The sequence below is a fragment of the Agreia sp. Leaf283 genome (assembly GCF_001422485.1).
Lineage (GTDB): Bacteria > Actinomycetota > Actinomycetes > Actinomycetales > Microbacteriaceae > Agreia.
Genome location: NZ_LMNF01000001.1, coordinates 1,455,510 through 1,471,724, shown reverse-complemented (window position 1 = coordinate 1,471,724; position 16,215 = coordinate 1,455,510). Strand labels below are relative to the sequence as shown.

Genomic DNA, 16,215 nt, shown 5'->3' with positions numbered 1-16,215 from the left:
TAGGATTGAGGCGCTCACCGCCTGCCCCACTAAGGAGCCCTTCTCGCGTGTCTGACTCTGCTGCAACGTTCTCCATTCACACGGCTACCGCTCGCGCCGCCGCCGATACCGTGCAGAACGCGATCGACACCCCAGACCGGGAGCAGCCGTACGCGGCCCTCGGCATGAAGGCCGACGAGTACGCCAAGGTGCGCGAGATCCTCGGCCGCCGCCCCACGTCGGGCGAGCTCGCCATGTACTCCGTCATGTGGAGCGAGCACTGCTCCTACAAGAGCTCCAAGATCTACCTGCGGCAGTTCGGCGAGAAGGTCACGCCGAAGATGAAGCAGAACCTCATGGTCGGCATGGGCGAGAACGCCGGCGTCGTCGACGTGGGCGAGGGCTGGGCCGTCACCTTCAAGATCGAGAGCCACAACCACCCCAGCTACATCGAGCCGTTCCAGGGCGCCGCGACCGGCGTCGGCGGAATCGTGCGCGACATCATCTCGATGGGTGCGCGGCCGGTGGCCGTGATGGATGCGTTGCGCTTCGGCGACATCTCAGACCCCGACACGGCTCGCGTCGTGCACGGCGTGGTCTCGGGCATCTCGTTCTACGGCAACTGCCTCGGCCTGCCGAACATCGGCGGAGAGACCTGGTTCGACCCGGTGTACCAGGGAAACCCCCTCGTCAACGCCCTGAGCGTGGGTGTGCTGCGTCACGAAGACCTGCACCTCGCCAACGCGCGCGGAGTCGGCAACAAGGTCGTTCTCTTCGGTGCTCGCACCGGCGGCGACGGCATCGGCGGAGCATCCATTCTCGCCTCAGACACGTTCTCGGCCGGCGGTCCCACGAAGCGCCCCGCCGTGCAGGTGGGCGACCCCTTCGCCGAGAAGGTGCTCATCGAGTGCTGCCTCGAGCTGTTCCGCGAGAAGCTCGTCGAGGGCATCCAGGACCTGGGCGCCGCGGGCATCTCGTGCGCGACCAGCGAGCTCGCCTCCAATGGCGACGGTGGCATGTTCATCGAGCTCGAGAAGGTGCTGCTGCGCGACCCCTCGCTCACCGCCGAAGAGATCCTGATGTCGGAGAGCCAGGAGCGCATGATGGCCGTCGTGACCCCGGAGAAGCTCGAGGGCTTCTTGAAGGTCGTCGAGAAGTGGGATGTCGAGACCAGCGTTCTCGGCGAGGTCACCGACACCGGCCGCCTGATCATCAACTGGCACGGCGAGGAGATCGTCAACGTCGAGCCGCGCACGGTCGCCGTCGACGGCCCCGTCTACACCCGCCCCGTCGAGTACCCGAGCTGGATCGACGCGCTGCAGGCCGATACCGCGGCCACGCTCCCTCGTCCCACCACGGCGGCAGAGCTGCGCGATCAGCTGCTGCGCCTGCTCGGCTCGCCCAACCTCGCAGACCCGAGCTGGGTCACCAACCAGTACGACCGCTACGTGCTGGGCAACACGGCTCTGAGCTTCCCCGACGACGGCGGCATGATCCGCGTCGACGAGACCTCGGGGCTCGGCTTCGCCATCGCGACGGATGCCAACGGCCGGTACTGCCAGCTCGACCCGTACCAGGGCGCGCAGCTGGCCCTGGCCGAGGCGTACCGCAACGTCGCCTCCACGGGCGCCACGCCTGTCGCCGTCTCGGACTGCCTCAACTTCGGCTCTCCCGAGGACCCGGAGGTCATGTGGCAGTTCTCGAAGGCCGTCGAGGGCCTCGCCGATGGATGCCTCGAGCTCGAGATCCCGGTCACCGGCGGCAACGTGTCGTTCTACAACCAGACGGGCACCAAGCCGATCCACCCGACCCCGGTGGTCGCCATCCTCGGCGTGATCGACGACGTGGCCAAGCGCATCCCGAGCGGGTGGCAGGACGAGGGCAACAACATCTACCTGCTGGGCACCACGACCGTCGAGTTCGACGGCTCGGCCTGGGCGGGCGTCATCCACGACCACCTCGGCGGTCGCCCGCCGGCCGTGTCGCTGGCGAACGAGGCCACGCTCGCCGGGCTGCTCGCCGCGGGCGCGCAGCAGTCGATCATCGCCTCGGCCCACGACCTGTCAGACGGCGGACTCGCCACCGCACTGGTCGAGAGCGTGATGCGCTTCGGCGTGGGCGCCCGGGTGTTCCTCGACGAATTGATGCTGCGCGACGGCGTCGACATCGCCACGGCGCTCTTCTCCGAGACCACGGGCCGGGTGCTCGTCAGCGTCCCGCGTGAAGACGACGTGAAGTTCATCGGCCTCTGCGAGGGCCGCGGCTACCCGGTGATCCGGGTCGGCGTGACCGACTCGACCGAGCCGGGCATCAGCATCCAGGGCCAGTTCGACGTGTCGCTCGACGAGCTGCGCGGCACGCACCGCGCCACCCTGCAGCAGCACTTCGGCGACGTCGTCGGGTACTGACGCAGGGGTACTGACGCAGCCGGGCCCGCCGACCGCATGGGGAGTTCTCCCCATCGAGCCGAGCGGGCCCGAACGCTAGCCTGAAGCGACAACGACAGGCTCGACATCAGCACGGAGGATCACGATGGCACAAGGGTTCTACGGCGCCGACCCGGATCAGCTGAGGGCACTGGCGAAGCAGTTCTCCTCGGGCTCGAACCAGATCCGCTCCTCGCTCGAGACCGTGTCGTCTCTGGTCAACTCCACGCAGAGCTGGCAGGGCCCCGACGCGAGCGCATTCCAGCAGCGCTGGAACTCGCAGGTCAAGCAGCTCGGCAACACCGTCGTGCACGCACTCGAGCTCGGGTCGACCACGCTCATCAAGAACGCCGACGAGCAGACGGCCACGAGCCAGGTCGACGGAGGCCCCGGCGGCGGCGGTCCCGGCGCACCGGGCACCCCCGGCAATCCCGGCCCGAGCGGGCCCGGTGGTCCCGGCTCTCCCACCCCGTGGGATGCGTTCCGCGGCGAGTGGAAAGACTATGGGGTGATCAAGGCACTGGCCGGCCTGCCGAAGAACCTCTACGGACTCACAGCGATGTGGAACCTCGGCCCGGAGATCTTCGCGGACCCGGACATGTGGAAGCTGCTTCCCGAGTTCGACGATGTCTACAGGAATATGGAGACGGTGACCGATGGTCTCGGGCTCAAGAACCTCAACAAGTACTTCCCTGCCCTCGAGGGCGCGAAGGACTTCTTCGAAGAGGCCCCGCTGTTCTTCCAGGACAAGGGCAAGGTCCTGGAGTCCCTCGGGAAGGGCGGCCTCGGCCGCGGCCTCGGATGGCTCGGGGTCGGGCTCGGCGCAGTCGACACCGTCAATTACGCGATCGAGGGAAAGACGGGCGACGCCGTGTGGTCGGGCGTCAAGACGGCCATGGGAGTTGCCTGCTTCCTTCCGCCACCCGCCGGGACCGTCTTCCAGGTCGCCAGCGCGGCCGTGGCGATCTATGAGATTCCCGTCGTCAAGGAGTTCGTCAACGGTACGGTCGCAGCCGCAGGCGATGCGATCGGCAAGGGTGCGAACGCGGTCGCCGACACCGTGTCGAGCGCGATCAAGGATCCCGGCAAGTTCGCCAATGATGTCGGCAAGGGCATCGAAAACCTGGGCAAGGGCATCTCCGGTTTCTTCGGATGATGGTCGAGTCTTGACCTGAAAGGACCGTCACGAAAATGACCGACCAGACCTCCACGGCGACCTCCTCGCCGATCGGATTCGGCTATGCCGAGATCGCCTACCTGTTGAAGCGCATGTCGACGCCCGAAGCCGTGATGAGTGCTGCAGTTCTGCGCCTCTCCGAGGAGATGGGATCCGACTCCGTGCCGGTGGCAGGCGCTTCATCGCTGCTTGCACGGGGCTTCGCCGAGGTGACCGACGACGATCTCGACGTCGCCGACGCGGCGCTGCCCGTTGCGTATGCACTGGGCCGAGCCACCCTCTGGACGGAGATCAGCCTGATGCAGGGCGACATCACCGACACGGTCGTGCACGTGGAGTCGGACCCTGTCTCGCTTCTCATGCAGCCCCGAACGCTCATGACCTGGTTCGTCTTCGCTCAAGACCCCGACGTGTCGGGACCCGACGCGGAGCTCGAGATCCTCGAAGAACACGTGCGCCAGCACCCGCAGGGAACCGCAATGCTGCGCGCTCGAGTCGCAGACGGAGACGCTGTCCTTCTCGTCCGTCCGGACGGGTCGGGCTGGGCCGTCGGCACGTTGGTCCCCGGCGAAGAAGACGTGGTCGAGCGCACGGGACTCACGGCGCCTGAGCTGCGAGACGCCATCACACAGCTCCGCGACGGTCTCACGGCGGCGTCGTGAACGATCGGGCGGATCGAGCCCGCAGGTTCGCCGAGCTGGCGAAGCGGGACGCGGAGCGCCGCGGCCTCAGCCCTGAGGAATACGGCGTCTACAAAGGCAGCGAGGGAAGCCTGGTCAAGCCCGTCAATTCGGCCTCCGGACTGCTTGTCCTCTCGATTCTCCTGACCGTCATCATGACCGCGGTCACCGTCTTCATCGGCTTCATCATCGCGCAGGGTCTGGGGCTCCTTCCGGCCGCTCCCGGCGACAGTGAGCTCACCCCGGTGATGTGGTTCTTCATCATCCTGTCGTACGGTGCGCCGGTCTGGTCATGGATGTACTACGCCAAGGAACGGCGCGCACAGAAGCTGCGCATCGCCCGCGGTCTTCCCCGCAATCTCAGCTGAGACCCGTCTGCGCCCGCGACAGGGTGTCGACGTGAGAGAGTAGCCACTGGAAAGGTGACCGACATGCCCCTTGAACTTGCCCAGACCGGCCTGACCGTCTCGACCTACATCGTGCTCGGACTCGTGGTGCTCCTCGTCGGAGCGGCGCTCTTCATCGTCGCCCGGGCCCTCCGCGCCCGCAATAAGGACAACCGCCTCTAGCCCTCATTCGGGCGGACACTCCGCGCGATGGCCGCCCTCTCGCGGTGCGTCTCCGCGGCGACCGCCAGAACGAGTTCGTCGCCCTCGCTTCGCAGTTCGACGAATCCGAGACGACGAGCCAGCGACGACGACCGAACGTTCCGCGGGTCGGTCACGGCCGTCACGAACCGAGCACCCACCTCGTCGAACGCGAAGTCGAGCAGGGCGTCCGCCGCCTCGGTCGCGTATCCCCTGCCGCCGGACTCCGGATGGATGACCCAGCCGATCTCGAGCGTCCGGCCACCGGCATCCACCGTTCGCAAGTGAGCCGAGACGTCGCCGATCAGCCGGCCGTCCCTGACGATGGCCAGCGCGAGAAAGTCGTCCGCCTGCCACAGTCGAGTGTGCCGAGTGCGGTCGGCCAGGTGCCGCGCCGATTGGCGTCTGCTGCGCCGCGGCCACGGCAGGAACCTCGTGACGGACTCCTGCGACTGCAGGTCGAACCAGGCGTCGGCGTCGTCTCGGCGGTGGGGACGCAGCTCGAGGCGGGTCGTTCGGATCTGCGGGGCGTCGATCGGCGATGACAGCCGACGACCCCTCAGCATCCGCGGTCGCCGCACGCCCCGCGACGCGAGCGCGTCACGCAGGCGGCGGAGGCACAGGGCGGCCAGAGAGCGTGGCCGCATCCGAATCGAGCGGATGCCCAGGGTCGCCTGGGTGGGAAGCCTCGTGGTGGTCATGCGCCGACGGTACGTGCCGCTCACCGGAGTCGTGTGTGCGAATATTTGAGCCGTCTATGAATCGGCGGCTTTCGTCGAATCGACGCCCCGAAGGGGCGAATAATGGCGAGGTGACGTACTCTCCGATCTCAGACGACGAGGTGACGTCCGGGCGGCGGCGGGCCGTGCTCGCCAAGCTGCCCCGCATGTATCGTGCCGACGGCTCGCCCATCAGGGTGCTGCTCGTCGACGACGAGGTCGTGCTGACGAGCCTCGTGAGCCTCGCCCTGGCCTACGAGGGCTGGGTGGTCGACATCGCCCACGACGGCGCGACGGCCCTGCAGCTCTACCGCGACACGAGGCCGGATGTCGTCGTGCTCGACATCATGCTGCCCGACACCGATGGAATCCGGCTGCTGCGACAGCTGCGTGACATCGAGCAGAACTTCCCCACGCTGTTCCTGACCGCCCGCGACTCCGTCGACGACCGCATCATCGGCCTCACCGCCGGCGGCGACGACTACATGACCAAACCGTTCAGCCTCGAGGAGCTCGTGGCGCGGCTGCGCGGCCTGCTGCGGCGGTCGATCCTCACCTCCTCCGAAGAGGACTCCCGCATCGTCGTGGGCGACCTGCTGCTCGACGAGACGAGCTACGAGGTCAACCGGGGCGGCGAGCCCCTGCAGCTCACCATGACCGAGTTCGAGCTGCTGCGCTTTCTCATGCGCAACCCTCGGCGCGTGCTGAGCCGCTCCCAGATCCTCGACCAGGTCTGGAACTACGACTTCGCCGGCAAGGCCAGCATCGTCGACCTCTACGTGTCGTACCTGCGTAAGAAGATCGACGCCGGACGCTCCCCCATGATCCAGACCGTGCGCGGTGTGGGCTACATGCTGAGGCCGGCCGAATGAGCCGCCCCTGGACCCTGCGACGCCGCCTCGTCGTCGGCATCGGCACCGTCGTGGCGGCCGTCTTCGCGATCGTGGGCGTCGTCGGTGTGATCACCCTCGCCGCCTCGGTCACCACCGTCGTCGACACGCAGCTGTCGGGCTCGATGTCGGGCCTCAGCCACACGGTCGAGCGACTCCGCAACGACGACTCCCCACCCACCGACTCGTCGGGCAGGCCCTACGTGAAGCCGTTCGTCGACTACACGGGCCACGGCGCGGGCACCATCATCGCCCTGGCCACCGACGGAGAGATCGTGGACTCCGCGCAGTTCTCGGACGAGACGGCGACGGGGCTCGACGACGCCGTGATCTCGCGGCTCGAGCAGGTCTCGCAGGCCGCGGAGAGCCGCAGCACCGTTGCACTGCCGGGGCTCGGCACCTACAGGCTCGCCACGCAGCTCGACAGCAAGGGCAACACCCTCATCGCGGGCGTCTCGATGGCGACCGCCGACGCGGCCGTACTGCAGGAGACCGTCACGATCTCGACCATGGCCGTGCTCGCGCTTCTCATCGTGGTCTTCGGCGTGATCCTCATCGTGCGGCACACCCTGCGCCCGCTCGACCGGGTCGTGGCGACCGCGGCGGCGGTGGCCACGATGCCCCTCGACCGCGGCGAGGTGGCGATCACCACCCGGGTCGACACGGCCGACACGGATCCACGCACGGAGGTCGGCAAGGTGGGGGAGGCCCTGAACCTGCTGCTGGCCCACGTCGACGACGCCCTCGCCGTGCGCGCCGCGACCGACACTCGCATGCGCCGCTTCGTCACCGACGCCAGCCACGAGCTGCGCACGCCGCTGGCCGCCATCCAGGGCTACGCCGAGCTGACGAGGCAGGACAGCGCCGAGCTTCCCGCCATGACGGAGTATTCGCTCGCGCGCATCGAATCCGAGGCGAAACGCATGAGCTCACTCGTCAGCGACCTGCTGCTGCTCGCGCGACTCGACGAGGGCCAGGACCTGCATCTCGACGAGGTCGACCTGGGCGAGGTCGTGGTGAATGCGGTCAGCGACGTGCGCGCCGCGTATCCCGAGCACACCTGGACCCTCGATGTCCCCGACGGCCCTACTCCCGTCGTGGGCGATCAGGAGCGGCTGCACCAGCTCGTGATGAACCTGCTCTCGAACGCCGCCGTGCACACCCCGCCCGGCACATCCGTCGTCGCACGTCTCGCTCTGGTGCCGGATGCCGAGGGCCGCCAGGCGGTCGAGCTCTCGATCTGCGACGACGGGCCGGGCATCGCCGAAGACCTCGTGCCCGAGCTGTTCGAGCGGTTCGCCCGTGGCGACTCGTCGCGGTCGCGCACCGCGGGCAGCTCGGGTCTCGGCCTCGCAATCGTGGCGTCGATCGTGGATGCGCACGACGGTCAGATCACGGTCGCCTCGTCGAGCGAGGGCACCCGGTTCACAGTGCGGATCGTCGGGGCTGCCGCCGACCCTGCTCAGGGAGTGGTCGGCGCCGCAGTGCGGCCCGAGGGCTACTCCCCCGGGGGCTACTCCCCCGGGGGCTACTCCCCCGGGGGCTACTCCCCCGAGTCCTCCGCAATGCGTCGGTGATGGTGGATGACTTCGGCCACGATGAAGTTGAGGAACTTCTCGGCGAGGTCGGGGTCGAGGTGCGACTCCTCGGCCAACGCGCGCAGCCGCTTGATCTGACGGGCCTCGCGCTCGAGGTCTGCAGGGGGAAGTCCGTTGGCGGCCTTGAGTTCGCCGACGCTCTGGGTGAACTTGAACCGCTCCGCCAGGAGGTGGATCAGGGCCGCATCGATGTTGTCGATGCTCTGGCGGATTCCCTCGAGCTGTCGGAGGGCATCTTCTGGGGTGGCGGCGGAGTCAGACATACCGAAAACTCTACCGAGTCGTGAAGCCCGTTCCATGAGCCTGCCGAAGGGAGCCCGTCGGAGGGAGCCCCTTCGACAGGCTCAGGGAACGACGGGCGCGCTATTCGACGATGTTGAGGATCACCGGAACGTTGCCGCTGATCGCCTTCGAGTAGGGGCAGATGTCTTTGTGGGCCGTCTCGGCGATCTTCCGCGCCTCGTCGGGCGTCACGTTCGGAATGTAGATGTCGAGCTCGGCGGCGATCTCGAAGCCCGTGTCGGCGCTCGGGCCGATCGAGACGCTGGCCGACACGGCCGCGTCCTTCGTGTCGAGCTTCAGCTCGCGCCCCACGGCGTGCACGGCGCCGAGGAAGCAGGCGGAGTAGCCGGCGGCGAAGAGCTGCTCGGGGTTCGTTCCCTCGCCGCTCCCGCCCATCTCGACGGGAGGTCGGGTGTCGAAGTCGAGGCGGTCGTCTTCGCTTCGAACGTGGCCGTCGCGGCCCCCGCCGGATGCATGGGCAATTGCAGTGTAGAGAGCTTCCATGAGCACTAGTCCACCACGAAACGACCCTGAGTGCAGCGTCATAGAATGTGCCGCGCGAACGGACTACTCTGCCGCCGGGCGCAGCGTCACCGGCACGTCTCCCTGCCGCTCGATCCGGGCCAGGAGGCCTGCCCTGACCCTCGGCCACTCCTCGCTGAGGATCGAGAAGATCGCCGAGTCGCGCCAGGCGCCGTCGGCCCGCCGCATGTCGTGACGGGAGACCCCTTCGAAGGTGGCGCCGAGCTTCGCGATGGCGGCGCGCGACCGCGTGTTCAGCACATCGGCCTGGATCTTCACGCGCTCGAACCCGTTGTCGAAGGCCGACGAGAGGATGAGCAGCTTCGTCTCGGCGTTCACGACCGTGCCCCAGACCCGGGGATCGTAGGCGGTCCAGCCGAGGTGCGCGTAGCCGAGAGACGGATCCAGGTCGCCGAGCGTCGATGTGCCGACCAGCAGGCCGTCGTGCGGCCCGCCGACGAGCCGCACCGCATGCACGTTCGCGGCATCCCACGCGTAGTACGACGAGGCGAACCGGGTGAAGCCCTCGAGCGTGTCGCGGTAGGCGGCGGGGCCGCCGCCGTAACCGCCGTCGAAGACCCGAGGATGCCCGATGGCCGCGAACAGCTCGGGCACGAGTCGTCGGGTCAGCGGCTCCAACGAGACGAATCGCCCCTCGACGACGTCGCCGAAGGGCGGACGCTCACACGCCACGGTTGCTACTCGAGCAGGTCGTGCCGCACGACGATCTCGTCGCGACCGGGGCCGACGCCGATGGCCGAGATGCGGGCGTTGCTCATCTTCTCGAGGGCCAGCACGTAGTTCTGCGCGTTGACGGGCAGGTCGGAGAACTCGCGGGCACCCGTGATGTCCTCAGTCCAGCCGGGGAACTCCTCGTAGATCGGAACGGCGTGGTGGAAGTCGGACTGCGAGACGGGGACCTCGTCGACCCGCGCTCCGTCGACGTCGTAGGCGACGCAGACGGGGATGGCCTCGAGCCCGGTCAGCACGTCGAGCTTGGTGAGCACGAAGTCGGTGACACCGTTGATGCGCGCGCTGTAGCGGGCGATGGGCGCGTCGTACCAGCCGCAGCGACGGGGGCGCCCGGTGGTGGTGCCGAACTCGAAGCCCTTCGAGCGCAGGAACTCGCCGGATTCATCGAACAGCTCGGTGGGGAACGGGCCTGCACCGACGCGGGTCGTGTAGGCCTTGACGACCGCGATCACGCGGTCGATGCGGTTGGGCGCGACGCCCGAGCCGGTGGCCGCGCCGCCCGACGTGGCGTTCGACGACGTGACGAACGGGTACGTGCCGTGGTCGACATCCAGCATCGTGGCCTGGCCGCCCTCGAACAGCACCGTCTTGCCCTCGTCGAGCGCACGGTTGAGCACGAGCGAGGTGTCGGCGACCATCGGGCGCAGCCGCTCGACGTACGACAGGAGATCGGCCATGACCTCGTCGACCTGGATCGCGCGTCGGTTGTAGACCTTCACGAGGATGTGGTTCTTGAGGTCGAGGGCGCCCTCGACCTTCTGGCGGAGGATTCCCTCGTCGAACAGGTCCTGGATACGGATGCCGACCCTGTTGATCTTGTCGGCGTAGCTCGGGCCGATGCCCCGACCGGTGGTGCCGATCTGCTTCTTGCCGAGGAAGCGCTCGGTGACCTTGTCGAGGGTGCGGTGGTAGGCCGTGATGACGTGGGCGTTGGCCGAGACCAGCAGCTTCGAGACGTCGACCCCGCGGGCCGCGAGCGCCTCGAGCTCGTGGAACAGCACCTCGATGTCGACGACGACACCGTTGGAGATGACGGGGGTGACGCCGGGGCTCAGGATGCCCGACGGAAGCAGGTGCAGCGCGTACTTCTTGTCGCCGACGACCACGGTGTGGCCGGCGTTGTTGCCGCCGTTGAACTTGACGACGTAGTCGACGCGTTCGCCGAGCAGGTCGGTGGCTTTGCCCTTGCCCTCGTCGCCCCACTGGGCGCCGATGAGAACGATCGCTGGCATTGAAGAGTCCTATCGGTCAGTGGCCTCGGGAACGAGGAGTGGCCGGAACACTGCGAAGAGGTTCCACCCCATGGTACCCGAGGCGGGTCGGCGGGCGACTGATCCGCGGTCGAGGGCAAACCCGGCGGGCGTTCTGCTACGAATGGGTGCCATGAGCAGAAGAGTGGTGGGAGCGATACGTCTTCTGGCGGGCGTCGGCCTGCTGGTGACCATGGCCATCCAGATCGCCGACCGGGTGGTGAACAACGTGTTCGATCCCTGGGAGTACTTCAGCTACTTCACCATCGAGACATCCCTGATGAACATCGTCGTCTTCGTGGTCGGCGGGGTTCTCGCGCTGCGACGCCCGAGCGACACCGTGCTCTTCACGACGGTTCGCATGGCGACACTCGCCTACGCGATCGTCACCGCGGGCGTCTACAACCTGCTGCTGCGCGACGACGGCCCGAGCGAGGGCTTTCAGGCGCTCGGCTGGCCGAGCGAGGTCATGCACGTCTGGATGCCGCTGCTCATCGTTCTCGACTGGCTCGTGTCGCCCGGGCGCCCGGCTCTGGCCTGGCGGCGGCTCGGTGTCGTGATGATCTACCCCGTCGCCTGGCTGGCCTATTCGCTGCTGCGGGGCGCCGTGTCGAACGGCATCTACCCGTACCCGTTCCTCGACCCGGCGACAGACGGCTGGGGCAGCGTGATCGCGTACATCGTCGGTTTGAGCGTCGGCCTGCTCGGCCTCGGGGCTCTGGCGATCGCCTACAGCAGGCGGTTCGCGCGGGATGCTTCGCTGCGTCAGTCCTGACCGCGGATGATGATGGCCTCGGTCACCGGCTGGTCGGTGACGGGGCGGATCGTCGCCTCGATGGCGTCGATCGCGCGCGGATCGGACATCTGAAGGAAGTCTCCGAGGCGCTTGACCTCGTCGACCTCGCCGAACGCCTCGGCAGCGCGGCGCAGCGTGTAGAGCGACAGCAGCACGCCGCGGTTGGGCTCGTGCGACCAGGGAACCGGTCCCTGCCCCCGCCAGCCGCCCTTGCGCAGGGCGTCGAGGCCGCGGTGGTAGCCGACCCGGGCGTAGGCGTACGACGGAAGGACCGCACCGACAGCCCACAGTTCCTCGGAGAGCAGCGCCCAGAGCAGTGACGACGTGGGGAACTGCTTGACCAGCTCGCCCAGATCTGCCGCCGTGGCCGGGGAGCGCTCCGCAAGCGCCTCCATCACTGCAGTGTCTTCGGGAAGGAGTGTCTCGGGCAGGCCGAGGAGGTTGTCGCCGCTCATATCTCGATGGTACGCCAGCCGCATCGGGAATCCCGGGGCCGCGATGGCGTTGCACTCTGTATGCCCCTCTCCGTGCACCTCTACAGTTCGAGCTTCTGCGGCGCGTGCACGCAGACCCGCAGCGTTCTCGAGCAGGTGCGGCCATTCGTGCGCGATCGGGTCGACTTCAGCGAGTCGAACGTGGCCTCGAGCCCCGACGACGCCGAGCGGGCGAGCATCGTCGCGACACCGACCGTCGTGGTTCGCGACGAATCGGGCGCAGAGCTCGCCCGCGCATCCGGTGTGCCCACGGCCGACCAGGTGCTGACTCTTCTCGCCCGCCACCTCTAGGCGGGGACGGGGCGATCGGGCCTCACTCGAAATAACTTGCACATTGATGTGCAAGTTATTAGAATCGTCCCGTGACCGACACCAGCACCTCCCCCCGCCGCGCCTCCCGGCCGCCCCGCGCACCTCGGCGCGACGCGGCGGAGAACAGGGTCGCCATCCTCGACGCCGCCATCTCCGAGCTCAACCACGACCCGGATGCGTCGCTCGAGACGATCGCATCGGCCGCCGGCCTGTCGCGCCGATCGATCTACGGCCACTTCAGCACTCGCGACGAGCTGGTCGCGGAGCTGAACGACCGAGGCATCGCCCGGGTCACGGCGGCGCTCGCGCCCATCCGGCATTCGGATGCGCGAATCGCCCTCGCCCTGGTCGGCGCGCGACTCTGGAGCGAGGTCGAAGACGTGCGCGTCACCGCGCAGCTCGCCATTCGCGGCCCCCGCCGCGAGATCGTGGGCAAGGGCCTCGAGCCCGTGCGGCGCGGAGTACTCGACCTCGTGCGGCAGGGAGTCGAGGCCGGGCAGCTGCGAACCGACATCGAACCCGGCACACTCGCCCGCCTCATCGAGGGTGCCGCACTGTCGGTACTCGACGAGGCCGTCCGCGCCGACATCTCGCGCGACGAGGGCCACCGGCTGGTGATGCTCGTCGCCCTCAGCACCGCCGGGCTGTCATGGCGCGAGGCCGCCGAACTCATCGACGCGTCGCCCGAGCTCGCCCCCGACGCCCAGCCGCACGCATCCCACCACGCAGGAGACACCGAATGAGAATCGACCTCGTCGACGTGACCGCGGGCGAGGGTGCGGATGCGCTGCGCCCGACGACGGTCGGCTTCTCTAGCGGCGCCGTCACTTTGATCGCCACCGAGACCGCCCAGCGGCCGACGCTGCTCGCGCTGATCGCGAGCGGGCGCATGATCCCCGAGCACGGCTCGGTGACCCGCGACCCCGAGGCGAGCGGCGACCAGCTGCGCGCATCCGTGGCCGTCGTCGATGCACCCGACATCTCGGAGCCGGCCGCCGGACTGCGGCTCGACGGCATCGTGCAGGAGGAGCTCATGTTCGCCGAGCTGCCCTCGTCGTCGAAGGTCGTTCTCGAGACGCTCGACACGCTGGGCGCACGCGAGTTCGCCCGCACCCCCATCGAACACGTTCCGGCGACCGTGCGGCTGCACGTGCTCGCCGAGCTCGCGGCCATGAGGGAGGACGTCGAGGCGCTCGTGCTCACCTCCCCCGACCGGCACGGCGGCGACCCGCTCGAGTGGTATCCCATCGCCGAGGGTCTGGCCGAGCGCGGCTACGCCGTTCTCGTGATCGCGGGAGCCGCGTCTGTGGCGCTGCTCGATGCCGCCCTCGCCGAGCCGGAGCCCACGGTGGCTCCGAAGCACGTGCTGCCACCCGAGCCCGAAGCAGACCCCGAACCCGAGCCCGAGCTCGAGCCTGAGCCCGAAGCCAAACCTGAACCCGAGCCCGACCCCGTCGAGCCCGACATCCCTGCACCAGCAGAAGAAGAAGACAAGAAATGACCATCGTCACGCTCGTCCGCGCCGAACTGCGCCGACTCACCTCATCGAGGATGGGAATCCTGGCGCTCGTCGCTCTCATGTGCGTTCCCATCATCTACGCGGGGCTCTACCTCTGGGGAAACAACGACCCCTACGGCAACCTCAAAGATGTGCCCGTGGGCCTCGTCGTCGAAGACACGGGAGCCACGCAGACCGACTCCGACGGAACGACCTCGACCGTGAACTACGGCGACGAGGTGCGCGACGAGCTGCTGAAGGACAACAGCGTCAAGTGGATCGAGGCCACCGCGGCCGAGGCGAAGACGGGCGTCAGCGATGGCACCTTCGACTTCGTCCTCACCCTGGGCAAGGACTTCTCGACCGACCTCACCTCGCCCATCACGGCGTCGCCGAAGCAGGCCTCGGTCGAGCTGACGACCAACGACACGAACAGCTTCCTGGCCACCACCATCGCCGGCAACGTTGCAGAGAAGGTGCGCTCGTCGATCGCCGAGAAGGTCGGAAAAGAGGCGGCACTGCAGTTCCTCGACGGCTTCGCCGACGTGGGCACGAGCCTCGAGACCGCCATCGACGGCGCGAACCAGCTCGCCGACGGCACGACCACCGCGGCGAACGGCGCGGCGACCCTGAGCGCGGGAGCGGCGGCCGTCAACGACGGCGCCCAGCAGCTCGCGACCGGACTCGACACCGCCCAGGCAGGGGCCGCGACGCTGAGCACGGGCGCGTCCGCCGCCAATGACGGCGCGCAGACTCTAGCGACGGGCGCATCGGCCGCGAACACCGGGATGATCCAGTTGCTCGCCGGACTAACGACCCTGCAGACGGGCGTGTCGACTCTGCCGACCGACTCCGCAAACCTCAACACCGGGGCCCAGGACGTCGCGACCGGGGCACAGACGCTGACAGCAGGGGCACAACAGGTCGCAGCAGGGAACGCCGCGCTGGCCGACGCCGCTGCGCCGGTCGCCTCTGCCGCTCAAGCCGCGGCAGACAGCGTTCCCGTGATCCGTGCCCAGATCCAGCAGACGATGACGGATGACGGTTTCTCCCAGGAACAGATCGATGCCGTTCTCGCCGACCTCGACCCTCTCGGCGACAAGGTGATCGAAGCCAACACGCAGGCGCAGGGACTCGATCTGAAGCTCGACCAACTCGCCGAGGGAAGCCAACAGGTTGCCGATGGAAGTGTTGCCCTGGCCTCGGGCAGCGCACAGGTCGCCGCCGGCACCGCCGAGCTTGCAGGCAAAGCGCCCTCACTCACGGATGGCGTGAACCAGGCCGTCGACGGTGCTACGAAGATCCAGGCCGGAACGCAGCAGCTTGCCGATGGGACAAGCACCCTCGCCGCGAAGACTCCGGAACTCGCATCGGGCGCAGCCACTTTGAGCAGTGGAGTCACCGATCTCGACACCGGCGCTCGCACGCTCGCGGCCGGAACGCCCGCCCTCGCAACCGGCGCCGCCGATCTGCAGACCGGCATCCTGAAGCTCGACGACGGGGCGCACAAGCTCGCATCCGGCCTCACCGAGGGCCTCGGCAAGCTGCCCATCGAGACGTCCGCCGAGCGCGAGAAGAGCGCGTCGATCATCTCCGACCCGGCCGCGATCGACACGAGCGCCGTGACCAAGGCCAGCACCTACGGCGCGGGAATGGCGCCATTCTTCATCAGCCTCGCCGCCTGGATCGGCATCTACGCCCTGTTCCTGATCATCAAGCCGCTGTCGAAGCGGGCGCTCACCGCGCTCCGCAAGCCCGTGCGCGTGACCGCGGCGGGCCTGATGACCCCCGGCATCCTCGGCGCCGTGCAGATGATCGCTGTCTTCGGCATCGTGACACTGGCCCTCGGCTACTCCGTGGCCAACCCGCTGGGCATGCTCGGATTCATGATCGTGACCTCGGTGACCTACGCCGCGATCATCCTCGCGCTGAACGTCTGGCTCGGCAGCGTCGGGCAGTTCCTCGGGCTGGTGCTGATGGTGCTGCAGCTCGTGACCGCCGGAGGCACGTTCCCGTGGCAGACGCTGCCCGGCCCGCTCGCCGCCCTGCACCACGCGCTGCCGATGGGATACGCGGTCGACGGCATCCGGCAGCTCATGTACGGCGGCAACCTCGCGCTGGCGTGGGCCGACGTGGCCGTGCTGCTCGCGTTCCTTCTCGGTGCGCTCGCTCTCTCGTGGCTGGGCGCGCGTCGCATGACGAGAACGCGCACGCTGAGAGACCTGCGCCCCTCACTGATCGGCTGAGCCGCG

At 68.3% G+C, this 16,215-nt stretch carries 18 protein-coding genes; 12 read left to right on the top strand and 6 right to left on the bottom strand.

Annotation, left to right across the window (positions count from 1 at the left end; genetic code table 11):
- Positions 1–47: 47 nt before the first annotated feature.
- The 5 genes from purL to ASF51_RS19010 all read left to right on the top strand — a co-directional run bounded on the left by purL (position 48) and on the right by ASF51_RS19010 (position 4,831).
- Positions 48–2,387, top strand: a complete 2,340-nt coding sequence (gene purL, locus ASF51_RS06650; protein WP_162236928.1) for a phosphoribosylformylglycinamidine synthase subunit PurL — start codon at positions 48–50, stop codon at positions 2,385–2,387.
- 124 nt (positions 2,388–2,511) lie between these two features.
- Positions 2,512–3,561 carry a WXG100 family type VII secretion target gene (locus ASF51_RS06645; protein WP_055926718.1) on the top strand — a complete coding sequence of 350 codons (1,050 nt, stop codon included), beginning with the start codon at positions 2,512–2,514 and terminating at the stop codon, positions 3,559–3,561.
- Between the two features lie 35 nt (positions 3,562–3,596).
- Positions 3,597–4,244, top strand: a complete 648-nt coding sequence (locus ASF51_RS06640) for a hypothetical protein (protein ID WP_055926717.1) — start codon at positions 3,597–3,599, stop codon at positions 4,242–4,244.
- Complete coding sequence (locus ASF51_RS06635) at positions 4,241–4,630, top strand: hypothetical protein (RefSeq protein WP_055926715.1); 390 nt, start codon at positions 4,241–4,243, stop codon at positions 4,628–4,630. The genes ASF51_RS06640 and ASF51_RS06635 overlap by 4 nt, the downstream gene beginning before the upstream one ends.
- 63 nt (positions 4,631–4,693) lie before the next feature.
- Positions 4,694–4,831 carry an LPXTG cell wall anchor domain-containing protein gene (locus tag ASF51_RS19010; RefSeq protein WP_157412031.1) on the top strand — a complete coding sequence of 46 codons (138 nt, stop codon included), beginning with the start codon at positions 4,694–4,696 and terminating at the stop codon, positions 4,829–4,831.
- Here the strand turns inward: ASF51_RS19010 and ASF51_RS06630 are convergent.
- A complete protein-coding gene (locus tag ASF51_RS06630) occupies positions 4,828–5,550 on the bottom strand; it encodes a GNAT family N-acetyltransferase (RefSeq protein ID WP_055926713.1) in 723 nt (240 codons plus the stop codon). The two genes, ASF51_RS19010 and ASF51_RS06630, sit on opposite strands and share 4 nt — an antisense overlap.
- Positions 5,551–5,735: 185 nt before the next feature.
- Between ASF51_RS06630 and ASF51_RS06625 the strand changes: the two genes are divergently transcribed.
- Together ASF51_RS06625 and ASF51_RS06620 are read left to right on the top strand one after the other, a co-directional pair.
- Positions 5,736–6,440: a response regulator transcription factor gene (locus tag ASF51_RS06625; RefSeq protein WP_055928043.1), complete on the top strand. Its 705-nt coding sequence runs from the start codon at positions 5,736–5,738 to the stop codon at positions 6,438–6,440.
- Positions 6,437–8,035 carry a cell wall metabolism sensor histidine kinase WalK gene (locus ASF51_RS06620; RefSeq protein WP_082479599.1) on the top strand — a complete coding sequence of 533 codons (1,599 nt, stop codon included), beginning with the start codon at positions 6,437–6,439 and terminating at the stop codon, positions 8,033–8,035. Before ASF51_RS06625 ends, ASF51_RS06620 begins: the two co-directional genes overlap by 4 nt.
- On the opposite strand, the gene ASF51_RS06615 is transcribed toward ASF51_RS06620, so the two are convergent.
- The 4 genes from ASF51_RS06615 to ASF51_RS06600 form a co-directional block, all read right to left on the bottom strand.
- Positions 8,002–8,319, bottom strand: a complete 318-nt coding sequence (locus ASF51_RS06615; protein ID WP_055926712.1) for a chorismate mutase — start codon at positions 8,317–8,319, stop codon at positions 8,002–8,004. The two genes, ASF51_RS06620 and ASF51_RS06615, sit on opposite strands and share 34 nt — an antisense overlap.
- A 100-nt stretch (positions 8,320–8,419) precedes the next feature.
- Positions 8,420–8,842: an organic hydroperoxide resistance protein gene (locus ASF51_RS06610; protein ID WP_055926710.1), complete on the bottom strand. Its 423-nt coding sequence runs from the start codon at positions 8,840–8,842 to the stop codon at positions 8,420–8,422.
- 63 nt (positions 8,843–8,905) lie between these two features.
- On the bottom strand, positions 8,906–9,553 hold the full coding sequence (locus ASF51_RS06605) for a GNAT family N-acetyltransferase (RefSeq protein ID WP_055926708.1): 648 nt from the start codon (positions 9,551–9,553) through the stop codon (positions 8,906–8,908).
- Positions 9,554–9,558: 5 nt separating this feature from the next.
- A complete protein-coding gene (locus ASF51_RS06600; RefSeq protein WP_055926706.1) occupies positions 9,559–10,845 on the bottom strand; it encodes an adenylosuccinate synthase in 1,287 nt (428 codons plus the stop codon).
- Between the two features lie 151 nt (positions 10,846–10,996).
- On the opposite strand from ASF51_RS06600, the gene ASF51_RS06595 reads away from it, so the two are divergent.
- A complete protein-coding gene (locus tag ASF51_RS06595; RefSeq protein WP_157412030.1) occupies positions 10,997–11,638 on the top strand; it encodes a Pr6Pr family membrane protein in 642 nt (213 codons plus the stop codon).
- Here the strand turns inward: ASF51_RS06595 and ASF51_RS06590 are convergent.
- Positions 11,629–12,114, bottom strand: coding sequence for a DUF3151 domain-containing protein (locus ASF51_RS06590; protein ID WP_044439725.1), 486 nt, complete (start codon positions 12,112–12,114; stop codon positions 11,629–11,631). The two genes, ASF51_RS06595 and ASF51_RS06590, sit on opposite strands and share 10 nt — an antisense overlap.
- A 60-nt stretch (positions 12,115–12,174) precedes the next feature.
- Here ASF51_RS06590 and ASF51_RS06585 point away from each other — a divergent pair, with 60 nt between their 5' ends.
- From ASF51_RS06585 to ASF51_RS06570, 4 genes are all read left to right on the top strand, one after another.
- The gene (locus ASF51_RS06585; protein WP_055926702.1) at positions 12,175–12,444 is read left to right on the top strand and encodes a thioredoxin domain-containing protein; all 270 of its coding nucleotides are present in this window, start codon (positions 12,175–12,177) and stop codon (positions 12,442–12,444) included.
- Between the two features lie 71 nt (positions 12,445–12,515).
- Positions 12,516–13,208, top strand: a complete 693-nt coding sequence (locus ASF51_RS06580) for a TetR/AcrR family transcriptional regulator (RefSeq protein WP_055926700.1) — start codon at positions 12,516–12,518, stop codon at positions 13,206–13,208.
- Positions 13,205–13,966 carry a hypothetical protein gene (locus ASF51_RS19400; protein WP_055926699.1) on the top strand — a complete coding sequence of 254 codons (762 nt, stop codon included), beginning with the start codon at positions 13,205–13,207 and terminating at the stop codon, positions 13,964–13,966. The genes ASF51_RS06580 and ASF51_RS19400 overlap by 4 nt, the downstream gene beginning before the upstream one ends.
- A complete protein-coding gene (locus tag ASF51_RS06570) occupies positions 13,963–16,209 on the top strand; it encodes a YhgE/Pip domain-containing protein (RefSeq protein WP_055926698.1) in 2,247 nt (748 codons plus the stop codon). The genes ASF51_RS19400 and ASF51_RS06570 overlap by 4 nt, the downstream gene beginning before the upstream one ends.
- The last annotated feature ends 6 nt before the right edge of the window (positions 16,210–16,215 follow it).